This is a genomic window from Nocardioides sp. Root1257 (genome assembly GCF_001425175.1).
GTDB lineage: Bacteria > Actinomycetota > Actinomycetes > Propionibacteriales > Nocardioidaceae > Nocardioides.
This window is the reverse complement of record NZ_LMDV01000013.1, coordinates 120,348-136,472: the sequence shown is the minus strand read 5'-3', so window position 1 is coordinate 136,472 and position 16,125 is coordinate 120,348. Positions and strand designations below refer to the sequence as shown.

The window sequence follows — 16,125 nt, the reverse complement described above, 5'->3', positions numbered from 1 at the left end:
AGGTCGGGATCAGGAGTCCTCAGCATGCCGGATCGCTCCAAGGCGCCGCCGATCAGCGCTTCGGGCGGACCCGCAGGATCGCGTCGGTGCCGCTGCCGTTGTCGGTGGTGACGAAGAACGTCGAGCCCGGCCCGTCGACCACGGTGCGGATCCGACCGAACTGCCGCAGCGCCGCGGGCACCTTGACCCGCTGCAGCTTGCCGGCCTTCGAGAACGTCAGGAAGAGCACCCGCTCCGCCTTCAGCGCGGCGACCGCCAGGGTGCCGTTGTAGGCGCCGAGGCCCACGCCGTACACGAACCCGCCGCCGGAGGTCGCGATCGTCGGGTCGCCCGAGCTCCACGCGGCACCGATCTGCTTGCCGGGCAGCGACTGGTCGGTCATCGGGACGGACTCGTTGTAGCCCGGCACCGGGTTGTAGCCGTAGTCGCCGCCGTTGCGGAGCCGGTTGACCTCGTCGTCACGGTAGGTGCCCTGCTCGATCGACCACAGCGAGCCGTCGGCGCGCTGGCTCAGACCCTGCACGTTGCGGTGGCCGTAGGTCTGCACGTAGCGCTTGTTGTGGTTGGTGCTGCTGATGAAGGGGTTGCTCGGCCAGGGCGCACCGGTCATCCGGTTGAGCCGCAGGGTCTTGCCGCCGAGGGACGTCGTGTTCTCCGGGTTGGTGCCGGTGGCAGCGTCGCCGGTGCCGACCAGCAGGGAGCCGTCGTCGGCGATCAGCAGGCGGCAGCCGCCGTGCCGACCGGAGGTCGTCGGGAACCCGCCCACCAGCTGCTTGATGCGGGTCGCCTTCGTGGCCTTCGCGTTGAGGCGCCACGCGATGACGCGGACGTCGTGGCCGCCACTGCGCGTGATGCCGCCCTGGCAGGTGTAGATGCGGTGGTTGCTGGCGTAGGCGGGGTCGACCTCCAGCCCCATCAGCCCGGTCTCGCCGCTCACCCAGACCGAGCTGCTGGGGAACTTCACCCGGTGCTTGCGCCCGTGCGCCCACGTCGTCAGCGTGGCGCGGTCGCGCTGCGTGTAGATCAGCCGCCCGCCGCCGAGGGACCGGACGTCCCACGGGTGGTCGAGCCCGGTGACCAGGCGCTTGACCTGGAGGACGGGGTACGCCGCCCGCTGGTGCTTCGCCTGATGTGCGTGCTGCTGCGTGTGCTGCTGGGGTGCGAGCTGTGCCTGGGTGGGCGCCGGCGCGACCGTGAGGCCCAGCGTCAGGCCCAGCGTGAGCGCGGTGACAGGTCCGAGAACGAGGGAGCGCATGCCTGGCACGTTACCCAGCGAAGATGAGATCACGCCGCCAGCGACCAGCCGCCGGCGCGCAGGCCGTCCTCGATCTGGTCGAGGAACGCCTCCGGCTGCAGCCGCAGACCGAGCAGCGGCACCCGGAGCACGGTGTCGCCGTCGAGCGCGACGGCGTTGTGCCGCAGCGCATCGCCGACGAGGTTCTCCACCCATGCGTGGTGGATGCCGTCGATCTCGACGACCAGCCGGTAGTCCGGCCAGGAGAGGTCGAGGTAGTAGCGCCCTCGTCGGTCCTGCCGCACTGCCTGACGCGCGGGCGCAGGCAGTCCACGTCGTCGCAGCAGCGTCGCGATGTCGATCTCGCCCAGGGACTGCGCGCCGTCGAGCAGCTCGTTGACCACGGAGTGGAGGAGTAGCCGACGCTTGTCGCGACGCACGCGGAGCAGCTCGGTGCCGATGTCGCGCGCGGCGACGATGCGCTGCTGGACGGCGAGGAGCAGGACGTACGTCGCCTCGCGGTCGGTACGGGCCCACAGGGCGGCGCGGATCGCGGCAGTGGCGCTCCTGGTGCGGGGCAGGCCGACGCGGATGATGTCGCTCTCGGCCCACCGCCGGGTCTGGCGGATGTCGAAGCGCGGGTGACGACGGATCCGGGCGCCGCGCGGCACCGAAACCCGGACGCGCTCCAGTGTGTAGCGCTCGAGACCGGCCGCGACCAGGGCCGACCCGCCGTCGAGGCACGCCCGCGGACCGCCGTGGAAGACCGCAGCCCATTGCTCGCCCTCGGGGGAGAGGTGGCCGTTCTCGAGGTGGACGCACTGGTCCCCGATCAGCTGCCAGCGGTGTCCACGCACCTGGCCGCGGATCTCCCACCGCGTGATGCCGACGCCGTACAGCTGAGGTCGAGAGAGCACGCCGCCCTGGTCGGCGGCCAGATCACGCGCAGCCACGAACCGATCGTCGTCGTACGGGACCTGGCGGGGCATGGGTGCAGCGTTGCCTCATCGAGGCTCCGAGCGCCGATGCCGTGTCGGCGGGTGTGGAGGAGGCGGCTCGCGGTGGCGCTGTGGACGACTTCCGGTCCAGGGCGCCCCGCGGGACGTCATACGGACGGAGCAAGCGGATGCTCCGTCCGTATGACGTCCCGCCAGCCGCCGGTCAGAGCCAGCCGTTGCCCTCGGCGGTCAGCACCGCCTCGGCGCGGTTGGCGGCGCCGGTCTTGCCGATGGCGGAGGACAGGTGGTTGCGGACCGTGCCCTCCGAGAGGAAGAGCCGCGCGGCGATGGTGGCGACCGGGGAGCCGTCGCGGGCGGCCTGGAGGACCTCGGTCTCGCGCGCGGTCAGGGGTGATTCCCCGGCGAGCAGGCTGTCGGTGGCGAGGGCGGGATCGACGACGCGCAGGCCGGCGTGCACCCGGCGTACGGCGTCGGCGAGCTGGGAGGCGGGGGTGTCCTTGACGACGAAGCCGGACGCGCCGGCCTGGAGGGCACGCCGGAGGTAGCCGGGGCGGCCGAACGTGGTCACGATGAGCACCCGGGTGTCGGGGGCGTCGCGGCGTACCTCCGCGGTCGCGGCGATGCCGTCGAGGCCGGGCATCTCGACGTCGAGCAGGGCCACGTCGGGGCGGTGCTCCAGCACGGCGGGCAGGACGGCATCGCCGGAACCGACCTCGACGACGACCTCGAGGTCGGGCTCCAGGTTGAGCAGTGCGGAGAGAGCCCCACGGACCAGCGCCTGGTCGTCGGCGAGCAGGAGGCGGATCGTGCTCCGTCCGTTCACGGGCGCACCACCTGGAGCGAGAAGCCGGGGGAGAGGTGCCGGACGACGACGGTGGCGCCGACCCCGGCGGCGCGTTCGCGCAGCCCCGCGAGCCCGGAGCCGCCGGCGTGCTCGCTCTCGCACCCGGGGCCGTCGTCACGGACCTCGGCGCTGGTCGGGGTGAGCCGCACCTCGCAGGTCTGCGCGCCGGAGTGGCGGATCACGTTGGTGACGCCCTCGCGGACCGTCCAGGCGAAGAGCTCGCGCAGCTCGGTCGGCACCTCGTCGGCGGAGTTGGGGAGCCGCGCCTCGATCTCGGCTGCCGCGAGCGCGTTGCGGGCCCGGGTCAGCTCGCCGGGCAGCGTCAGCTCGCGGTAGCCCTCCACCGCGCGTCGTACGTCGGTCAGCGCGTCGCGGCTGAGCCGCTCGAGGTCGGCGAGCTCGGTGCGGGCGCGCTCGACATCGACGTCCAGCAGGCGCTGGGCCAGCTCGGCCTTGACGGTGATCACGGTCAGCGAGTGGCCGAGGATGTCGTGCAGGTCGCGGGCGAAGCGGGTGCGCTCGTTCTCGACGGCGAGGCTGGCGTTCTCCTGCTCGGCCTTCACCAGCGCGAGGTTGCGGCGCATGATCGTGCGCATCCCGAGCACCGCGACCGACGACGCCATGATCGCGAAGGCCAGCCCGGTCTGGCTGCCCCAGCCCTCGACGGCGCTGAGCGACAGCGACCCGACGACCAGCACCACCACGATCGGGCTGGCCACGCGCAACGGCAGCACCATCACGCAGCCGACGGCCAGGTAGACGGCACTGGTCATGCCGACGGCACCGAGCGTCGCCACCATGACGGCGCCGAGGACGACCATGCCGCCGAGGTAGACGGCCACGAAGCGGTGCGACGGGTTCTCGATCAGTCGCATCCGGTTGGCGCGCACCTGCACCCAGAGCGCCATGTACGTCGCCGCGAACGCCAGGGTCGCGAGGAGGCCGACGACACCGGCGAGCTCGTCGCGGTGCCGCCAGCCCTCGAGCAGCGGGTCGATCAGGAAGAACAGCCAGATGGCCGCGAAGAACGGACCCGTGCGGTCCAGCCGGTTCGGGTGCGCCGACGGGTTCTCGCTCACGACGCTCAGGCTAGTCACACGCGGGCCGTGTCCTTGGCCATCCGCCAGGCCGCGCCGCCGACGAAGATCGCCAGCCACAGTGCGGCGTTGACGACGGCGTACCACGGGAGGTCGTGCGTCAGCGGGGCGCGGGCGACCATGGCGACGCCGTACATCGGGGTGAAGACCGCGACGTGCCAGACGGCGCTGCCCTCGGTGAGCGGCCAGAAGACGCCACCCAGGAAGGACAGCAGGGCCAGGCCGGGGCCGAGGATCTGCATGGCGTTCTCGCCGGGGACGATGTAGCCGACGAAGACGCCGAGCGCGGCGAAGGTCAGCGTGCAGAACAGCGTGACGATCGCGGAGACGACCCAGATGTCGGTCGGCATCTCGGCACGACCCTGGAAGATCCCACAGGCGTTGACGACCGCGATGGCGAAGGCACCCATGAGCAGGGCCACGATCGCCTTGACCAGGATGTAGGACACTGGGTTCAGTGGGGTGAGCCGCAGCTGGCGCGACCAGCCCAGGGCGCGCTCCATGGCGACCATCGAGCCGCAGGAGGCAGCGGTGAGGGCGGCGCCGTACAGCGCCATCGAGATCAGGATGTACGCCGCCTCGTTGCCGGACCCGACGGGGGAGTCCCAGGTCTGGTCGCTGCCGGTGATCGCGAAGTAGAGCGCCGCCGGCAGCACCAGGGTGAAGATCACCGTGCGGCGGTTGCGCAGCATCCGGCGGATCTCGAGACCGAGGACGGTCAGGTTGAAGCCGCCGAGCGGCGGCACCTTGCGGACGGTGGGGTCGATCACTGTGGTGGTCATCGGGCGTCTCCGGTCAGGCTGATGAAGGCGTCCTCGAGTCCCTTGGCGGTGATCTCGAGGTCGCGGGCGTCGGTGGAGGTGAGCAGGTGCCGGGCGACGGCGTCGCTGTCGTTGGCGTGCAGGATCACGGTGTCGCCGCGGACCTCGACGCCGTCGACACCGTCGATGCGCGCGAAGGTCTCGGGGTCCGGGTCGGGCAGCGTGAAGCGGACGGTGCGGCCCGAGGCGAGCGCCTTGATCTCGGCGCCCGTGCCGTCGGCGACGATCCGGCCGTGGCTGATCAGCACGATGCGGTCGGCGTACTGGTCGGCCTCCTCGAGGTAGTGCGTCGCGAAGAGGACGGTGCGTCCCCGCTCGGCGTCGCGTCGGATCGCGGACCAGAAGGCCCGGCGGCCCTCGACGTCCATGCCGGTGGTCGGCTCGTCCAGCAGGAGCAGGGCCGGGTCGGACAGCAGCGCCATCGCGAACCGCAGCCGCTGCTGCTCACCGCCGGAGCACTTGGCGACCTTGCGGTCGGCGATCTCGGTGATGCCGGCGTCGGCGAGCACGTCGTCGACGGCGCGGGTGTCGGCGAACAGGCTCGCGGTGTACTGGACGGTCTCGCGGACGCTGAGGTCCTTGAGGAGCCCGCCGGTCTGCATCACCGCGGACACGAGGCCACGCGAGATCGCCTGGCGGGGCTCGAGCCCGAGCACCGTGGCCGTCCCGGTGGTGGGCTTCGAGAGCCCCAGGATCATGTCGATGGTGGTGGTCTTGCCGGCGCCGTTGGGCCCGAGGAAGGCGACGATCTCGCCCTGCTGGAGCTCGAGGTCGATGCCCTGCACGGCGTGCACGCTCTGCCCTCCGCTGGCGAAGTCCTTGGTGACGCCGGAGAGCCGTACGGCGGCGGTCCGAGTGACGGTGCTCGTGGTCATGGCCTCAGCCTGCCGTCGTACGGCGGTGTGCTCCTCGCTCCTGCGTCACGACGTCGGCATGACAGATGTCATGCGCCACCGCGGCTCAGAAGGTGTGCTCCTCCGCGGGGAAGGTGCCGGCCTTGACGTCGGCGGCGTACTCCTGCGCCGCCTTGAGCAGGACCCCGTGGACGTCGGCGTACTGCTTCACGAAGCGGGCCATCCTGCCGGTGCGGAAGCCGAACGCGTCGCCCCACACGAGCACCTGGCCGTCGCAGCCGGGGCCGGCGCCGATGCCGATGGTGGGGATGCCGACGGCGGCGGTGACCTCGGCGGCGACGTCGCCGGGGACCATCTCCATGACGACGGCGAAGGCGCCGGCCTCCTCCATCGCCTGGGCCTCCTCGACCACCTTCTTGGCGGCGTCGCCGCGGCCCTGGACCCGGTAGCCGCCGAGGTTGTGCTCCGACTGCGGGGTGAAGCCGATGTGCGCCATCACCGGGATGCCGCCCTCGGTCAGCTTGCGCACCTGCGGCGCCATCTCGACGCCGCCCTCGAGCTTCACGGCGTGGGCGTTCGCCTCCTTCATGAAGCGCACGGCGGTCAGGTAGGCCTGCTCGGGCGAGGCCTGGTAGGAGCCGAAGGGCAGGTCGGCGACGACGAGCGCGCGGTGCGCCGAGCGGGTGACGGCGCGGACCAGCGGGATCAGCTCGTCGACCGTGACCGGCAGCGAGGTCTCGTTGGCGAAGACGTTGTTGGAGGCGCTGTCACCGACGAGTAGCACCTCGATGCCGGCCTCGTCGAAGGTCTGGGCGGCGTACTGCTCGTAGGCGGTGAGCATCGCGAACTTCTCGCCGCGCTGCTTCATGTCGCGCAGGTGGTGGGTGCGGATCCGCTTGATCTGCGGGGCGTCCGGCTTGGCCGGACCCGTGCCGTACGGCGCGGTCTCCTCGGGCATGACTCACTCCAGAGATGTCATCTCGCGGCTCCCTGATGGAGTCCACGGACCGTTCCTCAGGCTAGCCCCGGGAGGCGGCGCCGACGCTGTGTCGCTGGTCACGACCCGCCCACGTGACGACCACCAGACCGGCGACGGCGACGGCGATCGCGACGCCCAGCGCGCCGCGGGGGCCGAGCCCGGTGCCGGCGACCGCACCGAGCAGGTACGGCGCGAAGAAGCCCAGGTAGGTCAGTCCGTAGAACACGGCGACGACGGCCCCGCGCTCGTCGGGAGGGGCCAGCCGCTCGACCTCCCGCAGCCCCGAGACGAGGCCGCACCCGTAGCCGGCGCCGAAGAGCGGCGCGGCCACCAGCAGCAGCACCCGGCTGTCCGCCGTCACCGCTGCCACGCCCACGAGCAGACCGGCGCAGGCGCTCAGCATCCCCACCCGGCCGGCGAGCAGGGGACGGCGGTCGTCGAGGCGGCGGGCCAGCGGCTGCACCGCGACGCCGGTCCCGAGTGCGACGCCGGTCAGGATGCCGGCGAAGGCGACGGCGCCCGAGGTCGGCAGGTCGACGACGCTGGGCAGGTAGGCGAACGAGATCGCCACGCAGCCGAAGACCCAGGGGGCGATCGGGGCCACGGTGAGGAGGAACCGCCGGCCCCTCGTGACGCGCGGCAGGCTCACGAGCGGTCGGTGCACCGCTGCCTGTGGGGCCGGGCCGGGAGCCGGCAGGAGCACGACCAGGGCGACCATCCCCAGCACGAGGTGTGGCACGTAGGGCACGACCAGCGGGTGCGCGGAGATCTCGGCCAGGACGCCCGCGACCAGCGGACCGAGGCCGAAGCCGGCGGAGAGCGACAGGGCGGCCCGGCGGGCGCCGGTGCCCGCCGCGTCGTCGGCGGAGAGGTCGGCCATCCAGGCGCTCGCCGCGCCGAACACCACCCCCGAGCTGAGCCCGGCCAGCAGCCGGGCCAGCGCCAGCCCCGGGATCCAGTCGCTCCAGATCATCAGCAGCGCAGTGGCCACGGGGGAGAGGGCGACGAACGGTACGACGACCGCCCGCCGGCCCCACCGGTCGGAGGCGGACCCGCCGATCAGGAGCGCGGGGATCAGGCCCACGGCGTACAGGGCGAAGAGCAGCGCCCGGGCCTGCGCCGACATGCCGAGCTCGTCGCGGTAGGCGAGCAGCATCGGCGAGAACTGGTTGGCGCCCCACCCCACGGCGAACATGGCGACGGAGACACGCTGCCAGGGATGGAAGGTCACCCGTCGACCGTAGGCCAGCGACGTTTCAATGCCCGTTGAACGGTCGCGGGGCTAGGTTCGACGCATGAGCGGTGACACGGACCTGGCGGCGATCGGAGCGCTGATCGGCGACCGCGTGCGGTCGGCCATCCTGCTGTGCCTCCTCGACGGCGGGGCCACGAGCGCCTCGGACCTCGCCCGGGCGGCTGAGGCGTCCCCGTCACTCACCAGCGCCCACCTCAAGCGTCTGCGGGAGGGCGGCCTGGTCGAGGTGGCGACCGCGGGGCGCCAGCGGCTCTACCGGCTGGCGTCGGTGGAGGTCGCGGAGATGCTCGAGACGATGCAGCTGCTCGCTCCGCCGACGCCGGTGACGTCGCTGCGCGGCGCGAACAGCAAGCGGCGGCTGCGCCGCGCGCGGATGTGCTACGACCACCTGGCCGGCGTGCTGGGGGTGGCGGTCACCGACGCTCTCGTCGGCCGCGACGCGCTGCACGCCGAGACGCTGGCGCTAGGTGACGAGGCCGAGCGGGTGCTCGCGGAGCTGGACGTCTCGCTGGCCGCCCTGGGCTCGGCGTCGCGGCCCGTCGTACGCGCGTGCATGGACTGGACCGAGCGCCGCCCGCACGTGTCGGGCGGAGTGGGCGCGGCCGTGGCCGACGTCCTCCTCGATCGGCGGTGGGTCGTGCGCCGCACCGGCTCGCGCGGCCTCGACGTGACCGCGGACGGGGCAGCCGGACTCGAGGACTGGCTGGGGATCCGGCTCACGGATCGGGCGGAGTGGCAGGAGTCGGCCTGATCGGCGCCGCGGCGTCGGCCGCGGCCTCGATGTCGGCGATGATGATCTTCTGCTGCGTCATCATCGCGGCGACCGCTGCCTGGGCGCGGAGCGGGTCGGGGTCGGAGATCAGCTCGTAGAGACGCACGGGCACGACCTGCCAGGACAGCCCGAACTTGTCCTTGAGCCACGCGCACTGGTCCGGCTGTCCGCCGGCGACCAGGGTGTCCCAGTAGTAGTCGACCTCGGACTGGTCGGCGCAGCTGATGCTGAGCGACACCGTCTCCGTGAAGCCCGCATGGACCGGCCCGCCGTTGATGCCGCGGAACGACCGGCCGTCGAGGGTCCACTCCGCGGCCAGCACGCGGCCGTCCTCGTAGTGGGAGACCCCGCGCCGCTCGGAGTTCGGGAAGACGGTCGTGTAGAACTCCACCGCCTCCATGAGGTCGTCGTCGAACCACAGGCAGGTGCTGATCTCGGGCATACCCCTCAGACCCGCACCGACGCGTGGACTCATCGCGGGACCGCCCAGCCCTAGACTCGCCACGTGGACTTCTACTCCGCGTACGCCCAGGGCTTCGCCCGGGTGGCGGCCTGCACGCTGCCGGTCGCGATCGCCGACCCGGCCGCCAACGCCCGCGCGATCCTTGGGCAGGCCCGGCTCTGCCACGAGGACGGTGTCGCGGTCGCGATCTTCCCGGAGCTCTCGCTGACGGGCTACTCGATCGACGACCTCTTCCTCCAGGACACGCTGCTGGACGCGGTCGGTGCCGCGATCGGCGACCTGGTCGCCGGTACGACGGACCTCCGGACCGTCCTGGTCGTCGGCGCGCCGCTCGTGCACGGCACGCGCGTCCTCAACTGCGCCGTCGTCGTGCACGCCGGCCGGGTGCTCGGCGTCGCGCCGAAGTCCTACCTGCCGACCTACCGTGAGTTCTACGAGCGCCGCTGGTTCGCGCCGGGCGACGACCGCCGGGGCAGCACCATCGTGGTCGGCGGCGTCGAGGTGCCGTTCGGCCCCGACCTGATCTTCGACGCGACCGACGTGCGCGGGCTGCGCCTGCACGTCGAGGTCTGCGAGGACATGTGGGTGCCGATCCCGCCGAGCGCCGAGGCCGCGCTGGCCGGCGCGACCGTGCTCGCGAACCTGTCCGGGAGCCCGATCACCGTCGCCCGCGCCGAGGACCGGCACCTGCTCACCCGCAGTGCGAGCGCGCGCTGCTCGGCGGCGTACGTCTATGCCGCGGCGGGCCAGGGCGAGTCGACCACCGACCTGTCGTGGGACGGCCAGACGATGGTCTACGAGTGCGGCGAGCTGCTGGGGGAGTCCGAGCGGTTCCCCGACGGCCCGCGCCGCACGATCGTGGACGTCGACCTCGACCGGATCCGGCAGGAGCGGATGCGGCAGGGGACCTTCGACGACAACCGTCGGACGTACGACGACCGCGTGGCCGACTTCCGCACGGTGGCCTTCGAGCTGCGGCCGCCGGCCGGTGACATCGGGCTGCGCCGCAAGGTCGACCGCTACCCGTTCGTGCCCGACGACGCGGAGCGGCTCGCCCAGGACTGCTACGAGGCCTACAGCATCCAGGTATCGGGGCTCGAGCAGCGCTTGCACGCCATCGGCAACCCGAAGGTCGTGGTCGGCGTCAGCGGCGGACTCGACTCGACGCACGCGCTGATCGTCGCCGCGCGCGCCATGGACCGGCTGGGCCGCCCGCGGTCCGACATCCACGCGTTCACGATGCCGGGATTCGCGACCGGTGAGCAGACCAAGAGCTACGCGACCCGCCTGTCGAAGGCGCTGGGGGTGACGTTCGAGGAGCTCGACATCACCGCAGCCGCGCGGCAGATGCTGGCCGACATCGACCACCCGTTCGCCGACGGCGAGCCGACGTACGACGTGACGTTCGAGAACGTCCAGGCCGGGCTGCGCACCGACTACCTCTTCCGGCTCGCCAACCACCGTGGCGGCATCGTGCTCGGCACCGGCGACCTGAGCGAGCTGGCGCTCGGCTGGTGCACGTACGGCGTCGGCGACCAGATGTCGCACTACAACGTGAACGCCGGGGTGCCGAAGACGCTGATCCAGCACCTGATCCGCTGGGTCGCCGCCCACGGCGTGGTCGACGAGGAAGCCAACGAGCTGCTGCTCGAGATCGTCGAGCAGGAGATCACTCCCGAGCTCGTGCCGGGCGGGGCACAGTCGACCGAGGCGACCGTCGGCCCCTACGCGCTGCAGGACTTCACGCTCTACCACGTGCTGCGCCGCGGCGCCCTCCCTAGCCGGATCGCCTTCCTCGCCTGGCACGCCTGGCGGGACGTGGCGGTGGGGGACTGGCCGCCGAACTTCCCCGAGGAGCGCCGCTCGGCGTACGACCTCGCGCAGGTGCGGCACTGGCTCGAGGTCTTCACGAAGCGGTTCTTCGCGAGCCAGTTCAAGCGCTCGGCGCTGCCGAACGGTCCGAAGGTGAGCGCCGGCGGCACGATGTCGCCGCGCGGTGACTGGCGGATGCCCTCGGACGCCGCGCCCACCGCGTGGCTCGCCCAGCTCGAGTCGGTCCCGACGGAGTGAGGCCGCGCCGGGCGCCCGCGGCGCTCCTTGCCGGTCTCGGTGTGCTGCTCGCTGCCTCCCTGGTGGTGGGGCTGGTGCTGCTCGTGACCGACGACGACCCGAGCGGTCCGCCCTGCAACGGGCACGCCGAGCTCTGCTCGCGCTCGTACGACGAGGTCGCGTTCGCCGCGACCCACAACTCGATGTCGGCCGCGGCCGAGCGCGGCTGGTTCTTCCCGGACCAGCCGGACGGGATCGTCGCCCAGCTCGACCACGGCATCCGCGTGCTGCTCGTCGACAGCTGGTACGGCCAGCGGACCGACCGTCCGGGCGTCGTCGCCACCGCCGGCTCACGGCGCTCGGACGGCATCGCGGAGGCGAACGGCGAGTTCGGCGAGATCGCCGTCCGTGCGGCGCTCCGGGCGCGAGGAGCCAGTCGGCTCGCGCCCCGCGGCCCGATCACGCCGTACCTCTGCCACGCGATGTGCGAGCTCGGCTCGACGCCCTGGCTGCAGAGCCTCGAGGACACCCGGGCGTGGCTCGACGAGCACCCGCGCGAGGTCGTCACGATGTTCGTGCAGGACATCGTGACGCCGGAGGACACGGCTGAGGTCTTCACCGAGGCGGGGCTGCTGCCCTACGTCTACACGCCGACCTCGCGGTCACCCGACCGGTGGCCGACCCTCGGCGAGATGATCGACTCCGGCCACCGCCTGGTGGTGCTCATGGAGGAGCACGGCGGCGGCTCGGCGTATCCCTGGCTGCTGCAGGGCTTCGACCGCGTCCAGGACACGCCGTACCTCTTCGCGAGCGCCGCCGACTTCACCTGCACCGCCAACCGCGGCCCGGCCGACGCGTCGATCTTCCTCGTCAACCACTGGATCGACGCCAAGACCCGCCCGGCGGCTCACGCGCTCGAGGTCAACGCCCGCGACGTGCTGCTGCCACGCCTGCAGGAGTGCGAGGCCGAGCGCGGGCGACTGCCCAACTACGTCGCCGTCGACTACTACAACCGCGGCGACCTGCTCGACGTCGTCGACGAGCTCAACGGGTTCTAATGGCGTCATGCCCACCGAACCGAAGGACGTCCTCACCAGCTACCTGCGCGGCGCGCGCGACTCGATCCTCTGGAAGCTGGAAGGCCTGTCCGAGCGCGACCAGCGCCTGCCGCGCACGCCGACGGGCATGAACCTGCTCGGCATCGTGAAGCACGCGCTCAACACGGAGGTCCTCTACTTCGGGCAGTGCTTCGGGCGTGAGTGGCCGACCCCCGACGAGCTCGTGCCAGGAGACTGGGCCGACCCGCAGGCCGACTGGTACGCCACCGCCGACGAGTCGGCCGCCGGCATCGTCGACCTCTACCGGCGGGTCCAGGTGTTCGCCGACGAGACGATCGCCGACCTGCCCCTCGACGCGGTCGGTCACGTCGCCCACTGGGGCGGGGCGGAGGTCACGCTCCACGAGATCCTGGTCCACACGCTCGTCGACCTGCAGCGGCACGCGGGCCACGCCGACATCGTGCGCGAGGAGATCGACGGGGCCGCCGGGCTGCTGCGTGACTCGAGCAACCTGCCCAGCGACGCGGACTGGCCGGCGTACGTCGCGAGCCTGACGGCGATCGCTGATCGGTTCTGAACCGGAGTGGGGCCGGGTGGCCGACGGTGGTTTCGAGGCTCGCTCCGCTCGCACCTCAACCACCGAGCCTCGAAACCACCACGCCCCGGGGTTTCGAAAGCGGCTCGGCAGGTGGTTCGCCCGGTCCGGGTGAGGCCGGGGGCGCGTGGCTGCGGCAGCATCGATGTGCTCGGGTGGCGTAGGCCCGAGCGCAGGAGGCAGCGTGTCGCAGGGCGAGGCTCCGAGGGGGCTCAGGGAGCCGTCCCTGAGCGATGCGCTCGTGCCGCTGATCGCGCTGGCGACGCTGATCGCGGGGGCGCTCGCCCTGTTCGGGCTGGACGCGCTCGACGGGCCGATCCAGGTCGCACTGCTGATGTGCTGCGCGGTCGCGGCGCTGATCGCGATGAAGAACGGGCACCCGTTCACGGCGGTGCAGGAGGCGAGCAAGGGTGCGGTGGCGTCGGTGACCAGCGCCGTCTTCATCCTGTTCGCCGTCGGGGCGCTGATCGGGGTCTGGAACCTCAGCGGCACCATCCCGACGCTCGTCTACTACGGCATCCAGGTGCTCTCGCCGGGGTGGTACTACCCGGCCACGGCGCTGATCTGCGGCATCGTCGCGCTGAGCATCGGCAGCTCGTGGACGACGGCGGCGACGATCGGCGTGGGCCTGGTCGGGATCGCCGGGCTGATCGGGGTGTCGCCGGAGATCACCGCCGGAGCCGTCATCTCCGGCGCCTACCTCGGCGACAAGACGTCACCGCTGTCGGAGACGACGATCCTGACCGCGCAGATCGTCAAGGTCGACGTCTACGAGCACATCAAGCGCCAGGTGTGGACGTCGGTCCCGGCGTTCCTGATCGCGCTGGTCGTGTTCTTCGTCCTCGGCGTCACCGGCCCCGACACGGTCAGCGATGCCGAGACGACGTCCGACCTCGACAAGCTCAATGACATCTTCAACATCACGCCGCTCGCCCTGCTGCCGATCGTGCTCCTCGGCTACCTCTCGATCCGCAAGGTCCCGGCCTCCCTGGCACTGCTGGCCGCCACCCTCTTCGCCGGTGTGCTCGGCGCGTTCCTGCAGCCCGACGTGTACGCCGACTTCGTCGCTGGCAGCGGCAACGTGGTGGTCGAGTCGCTCAAGGCGGTGTGGTCGGCGATGGCCACCGGCTTCTCGATCAGCTCGGGCATCCCCGACGTCGACCGCCTGTTGTCGCGCGGCGGCATGGACAGCATGCTGCTGACGATCTGGCTGATCCTGGGCGCCGTGACGTTCGGGGCGATGCTCGAGGAGTTCGGCCTGATCAACCGCCTGGTCGACCCGATGATCGCCGCGGCGACGAGCACGGGCCGGCTCTTCCTGACCGTCTTCGCCTGCGGCTTCGGGCTCAACGTGGTCGCGGGTGACCAGTACATCGCGCTGGTCCTCCCGAGCCGGATCTTCCGGGCCGAGTTCGCACGCCGTGGGCTCGCGCCGACCAACCTCTCGCGGCTCGCTGCGGACAGTGGCACCGTCACGTCTCCGCTGGTCCCGTGGAACTCCTGCGGCGCCTTCATGGGGGCCACGCTGGGCGTCTCCACACTGCTCTACCTGCCGTACGCCGTCTTCTGCTATGCCAGTCCTGCACTCAGCGTGTTGTACGGCGTGACCGGCTTCAAGATCGAGAAGATCGAACCCACCGAGCTCCAGGAGGAGACGGCATGAGCACTCACACGGAGGAGGCGCCGACCAGCGCCGTCGCCACGATGAGCGTCCCCACGCTGACTGCCATGGTGGTCGGCGGCATGGTCGGCGCCGGCGTCTTCTCGCTCCCGGCCCGCTTCGGCGTCGCGACGGGCATCCTCGGCTCGCTCATCGCCTGGGCGGTCGCCGGCACCGGCATGCTGATGCTGGCGTTCGTCTTCCAGAACCTCGCGATCCGCAAGCCCGAGCTCGACTCCGGTGTCTTCATCTACGCCAAGGCCGGCTTCGGCGACTACGCGGGCTTCAACTCCGCGATCGGCTTCTGGGCCAGCTCGATCGCCGGCAACACCTTCTACTGGGTCTTCATCGGGGCGACCCTCGGCGGCATCTCGCAGAGCGACTCGGCCGTCGGGGACTTCTTCCGCAGCTTCGGCGACGGCGACACCGTCATCGCGGTCGCGCTCGCCACGGTCGGCGTCTGGACCTTCCACTACCTGATCGCCCGTGGGGTCCGCGACGCCGCGGTGATCAACCGGATCGTGACGGTCTTCAAGATCATCCCGATCCTGGTCTTCATCGTCGTCATGTTCTTCTACTTCGACGCCGGCGTCTTCGCCGACAACTGGACCGCGACGGGGTACGGCGACCTCGGCAACCTCAACGAGCAGGTCCGCAACACGATGCTGATCACGACGTTCGTCTTCATCGGCATCGAGGGCGCCAGCGTCTACTCCCGCTACGCGAAGAGGCGCGAGGACGTCGGCAAGGCGACCGTCATGGGGTTCCTCTCCGTGCTCTCGATCTTCGCGCTGGTCACGTTGTCCAGCTACGCGGCCGTGCCGCAGCCCGAGCTGGCGAACACGCGGCAGCCCTCGATGGTCGGGGTGTTCGAGTCGCAGGTGGGTGACTGGGGCGGGACCTTCATCAGCGTCGCCGTGATCGTGTCGGTGCTCGGCGCCTACCTCGCCTGGACGCTGATGGCCGCGGAGGTCATGTACATCCCGGCCCGCCAGGACGACTTCCCCGAGTTCCTGGGCCGCGAGAACGAGGCCGGCACCCCGATCACCGCGCTCGTCGTCACGTCGCTGGCCGTGCAGGGCCTGCTGGCCCTCACGCTCTTCGTCACCGACGCCCTGAACTTCATGCTCGACCTGTCCACCAGCCTCGCGCTGCTGCCCTACCTGCTCGCCGCGGCGTACGCGCTCAAGCTCGGCCTGACGGGGGAGTCGTACGACGGCGTCTCGGCCGGCACCCGGCGCAAGGAGACGATCGTGGCGGGCGTGGCCACGGCGTACACGATCTTCCTCTTCGACGCGGCCGGCATGAAGTTCGTGCTGCTGATGACCGTCATCCTCGCCCCCGCCTCGCTGCTCTACGTCAAGGCCCGCAGCGAGCACGGGCGGCGCCTGTTCAGCCCCGCGGAGATCGGGCTCTTCGCCCTGATCGTCGCCGGCGGCGTCATCGGTGCGATCGGTCTCTGGACCGGTCGCATCTCCCTCTGAA

Annotated in this window: 15 protein-coding genes; 6 read left to right on the top strand and 9 right to left on the bottom strand. The window is 71.5% G+C overall.

Translation table 11 applies throughout. The annotated features are described in order from the left end of the window. Positions 1–52 precede the first annotated feature (52 nt). From ASC77_RS23700 to ASC77_RS23665, 8 genes are all read right to left on the bottom strand, one after another. The gene (locus ASC77_RS23700) at positions 53–1,255 is read right to left on the bottom strand and encodes a PQQ-dependent sugar dehydrogenase (RefSeq protein ID WP_056159003.1); all 1,203 of its coding nucleotides are present in this window, start codon (positions 1,253–1,255) and stop codon (positions 53–55) included. A gap of 29 nt (positions 1,256–1,284) precedes the next feature. Further along, the gene (locus tag ASC77_RS23695) at positions 1,285–2,187 is read right to left on the bottom strand and encodes a DUF559 domain-containing protein (protein ID WP_156391260.1); all 903 of its coding nucleotides are present in this window, start codon (positions 2,185–2,187) and stop codon (positions 1,285–1,287) included. 208 nt (positions 2,188–2,395) lie between these two features. Further along, a complete protein-coding gene (locus ASC77_RS23690) occupies positions 2,396–3,016 on the bottom strand; it encodes a response regulator transcription factor (protein ID WP_056158997.1) in 621 nt (206 codons plus the stop codon). Further along, on the bottom strand, positions 3,013–4,116 hold the full coding sequence (locus tag ASC77_RS23685; protein WP_200945118.1) for a sensor histidine kinase: 1,104 nt from the start codon (positions 4,114–4,116) through the stop codon (positions 3,013–3,015). The genes ASC77_RS23690 and ASC77_RS23685 overlap by 4 nt, the downstream gene beginning before the upstream one ends. Positions 4,117–4,130: 14 nt before the next feature. After that, positions 4,131–4,916, bottom strand: a complete 786-nt coding sequence (locus ASC77_RS23680) for an ABC transporter permease (RefSeq protein ID WP_056158994.1) — start codon at positions 4,914–4,916, stop codon at positions 4,131–4,133. Further along, a complete protein-coding gene (locus ASC77_RS23675; RefSeq protein ID WP_056158991.1) occupies positions 4,913–5,830 on the bottom strand; it encodes an ABC transporter ATP-binding protein in 918 nt (305 codons plus the stop codon). Before ASC77_RS23675 ends, ASC77_RS23680 begins: the two co-directional genes overlap by 4 nt. A gap of 85 nt (positions 5,831–5,915) precedes the next feature. After that, complete coding sequence (gene panB / locus ASC77_RS23670) at positions 5,916–6,767, bottom strand: 3-methyl-2-oxobutanoate hydroxymethyltransferase (protein WP_056158988.1); 852 nt, start codon at positions 6,765–6,767, stop codon at positions 5,916–5,918. Between the two features lie 61 nt (positions 6,768–6,828). After that, positions 6,829–8,019, bottom strand: coding sequence for an MFS transporter (locus ASC77_RS23665; RefSeq protein ID WP_056158985.1), 1,191 nt, complete (start codon positions 8,017–8,019; stop codon positions 6,829–6,831). A 64-nt stretch (positions 8,020–8,083) separates the two neighbouring features. Between ASC77_RS23665 and ASC77_RS23660 the strand changes: the two genes are divergently transcribed. After that, positions 8,084–8,794 (top strand): ArsR/SmtB family transcription factor, encoded by a 711-nt coding sequence (locus ASC77_RS23660; protein WP_056158982.1) that lies wholly within the window; start codon positions 8,084–8,086, stop codon positions 8,792–8,794. On the opposite strand, the gene ASC77_RS23655 is transcribed toward ASC77_RS23660, so the two are convergent. Next, positions 8,760–9,257, bottom strand: a complete 498-nt coding sequence (locus tag ASC77_RS23655) for a VOC family protein (RefSeq protein WP_056158979.1) — start codon at positions 9,255–9,257, stop codon at positions 8,760–8,762. The genes ASC77_RS23660 and ASC77_RS23655 overlap by 35 nt on opposite strands. A 63-nt stretch (positions 9,258–9,320) precedes the next feature. Here ASC77_RS23655 and ASC77_RS23650 point away from each other — a divergent pair, with 63 nt between their 5' ends. The 5 genes from ASC77_RS23650 to ASC77_RS23630 all read left to right on the top strand — a co-directional run bounded on the left by ASC77_RS23650 (position 9,321) and on the right by ASC77_RS23630 (position 16,124). Then, positions 9,321–11,348, top strand: a complete 2,028-nt coding sequence (locus tag ASC77_RS23650) for an NAD(+) synthase (protein WP_056158976.1) — start codon at positions 9,321–9,323, stop codon at positions 11,346–11,348. Positions 11,349–11,389: 41 nt separating this feature from the next. Further along, on the top strand, positions 11,390–12,385 hold the full coding sequence (locus ASC77_RS23645; protein ID WP_056158973.1) for a hypothetical protein: 996 nt from the start codon (positions 11,390–11,392) through the stop codon (positions 12,383–12,385). A gap of 7 nt (positions 12,386–12,392) precedes the next feature. Then, complete coding sequence (locus ASC77_RS23640; protein WP_056158970.1) at positions 12,393–12,962, top strand: DinB family protein; 570 nt, start codon at positions 12,393–12,395, stop codon at positions 12,960–12,962. A 202-nt stretch (positions 12,963–13,164) separates the two neighbouring features. Further along, positions 13,165–14,643 (top strand): Na+/H+ antiporter NhaC, encoded by a 1,479-nt coding sequence (gene nhaC / locus ASC77_RS23635; RefSeq protein WP_056158967.1) that lies wholly within the window; start codon positions 13,165–13,167, stop codon positions 14,641–14,643. After that, positions 14,640–16,124, top strand: coding sequence for a basic amino acid/polyamine antiporter (locus tag ASC77_RS23630; RefSeq protein ID WP_056158964.1), 1,485 nt, complete (start codon positions 14,640–14,642; stop codon positions 16,122–16,124). Before nhaC ends, ASC77_RS23630 begins: the two co-directional genes overlap by 4 nt. Position 16,125: the final 1 nt, after the last annotated feature.

Bases quoted from the DNA above. Each gene is read 5' to 3' on its own strand.
- ASC77_RS23700 (WP_056159003.1), bottom strand. From the start codon at position 1,255: ATGCGCTCCCTCGTTCTCGGACCTGTCACCGCGCTCACGCTGGGCCTG.
- ASC77_RS23680 (WP_056158994.1), bottom strand. From the start codon at position 4,916: ATGACCACCACAGTGATCGACCCCACCGTCCGCAAGGTGCCGCCGCTC.
- ASC77_RS23675 (WP_056158991.1), bottom strand. From the start codon at position 5,830: ATGACCACGAGCACCGTCACTCGGACCGCCGCCGTACGGCTCTCCGGC.
- panB (WP_056158988.1), bottom strand. From the start codon at position 6,767: ATGCCCGAGGAGACCGCGCCGTACGGCACGGGTCCGGCCAAGCCGGAC.
- ASC77_RS23660 (WP_056158982.1), top strand. From the start codon at position 8,084: ATGAGCGGTGACACGGACCTGGCGGCGATCGGAGCGCTGATCGGCGAC.
- ASC77_RS23655 (WP_056158979.1), bottom strand. From the start codon at position 9,257: ATGCCCGAGATCAGCACCTGCCTGTGGTTCGACGACGACCTCATGGAG.
- ASC77_RS23640 (WP_056158970.1), top strand. From the start codon at position 12,393: ATGCCCACCGAACCGAAGGACGTCCTCACCAGCTACCTGCGCGGCGCG.
- ASC77_RS23630 (WP_056158964.1), top strand. From the start codon at position 14,640: ATGAGCACTCACACGGAGGAGGCGCCGACCAGCGCCGTCGCCACGATG.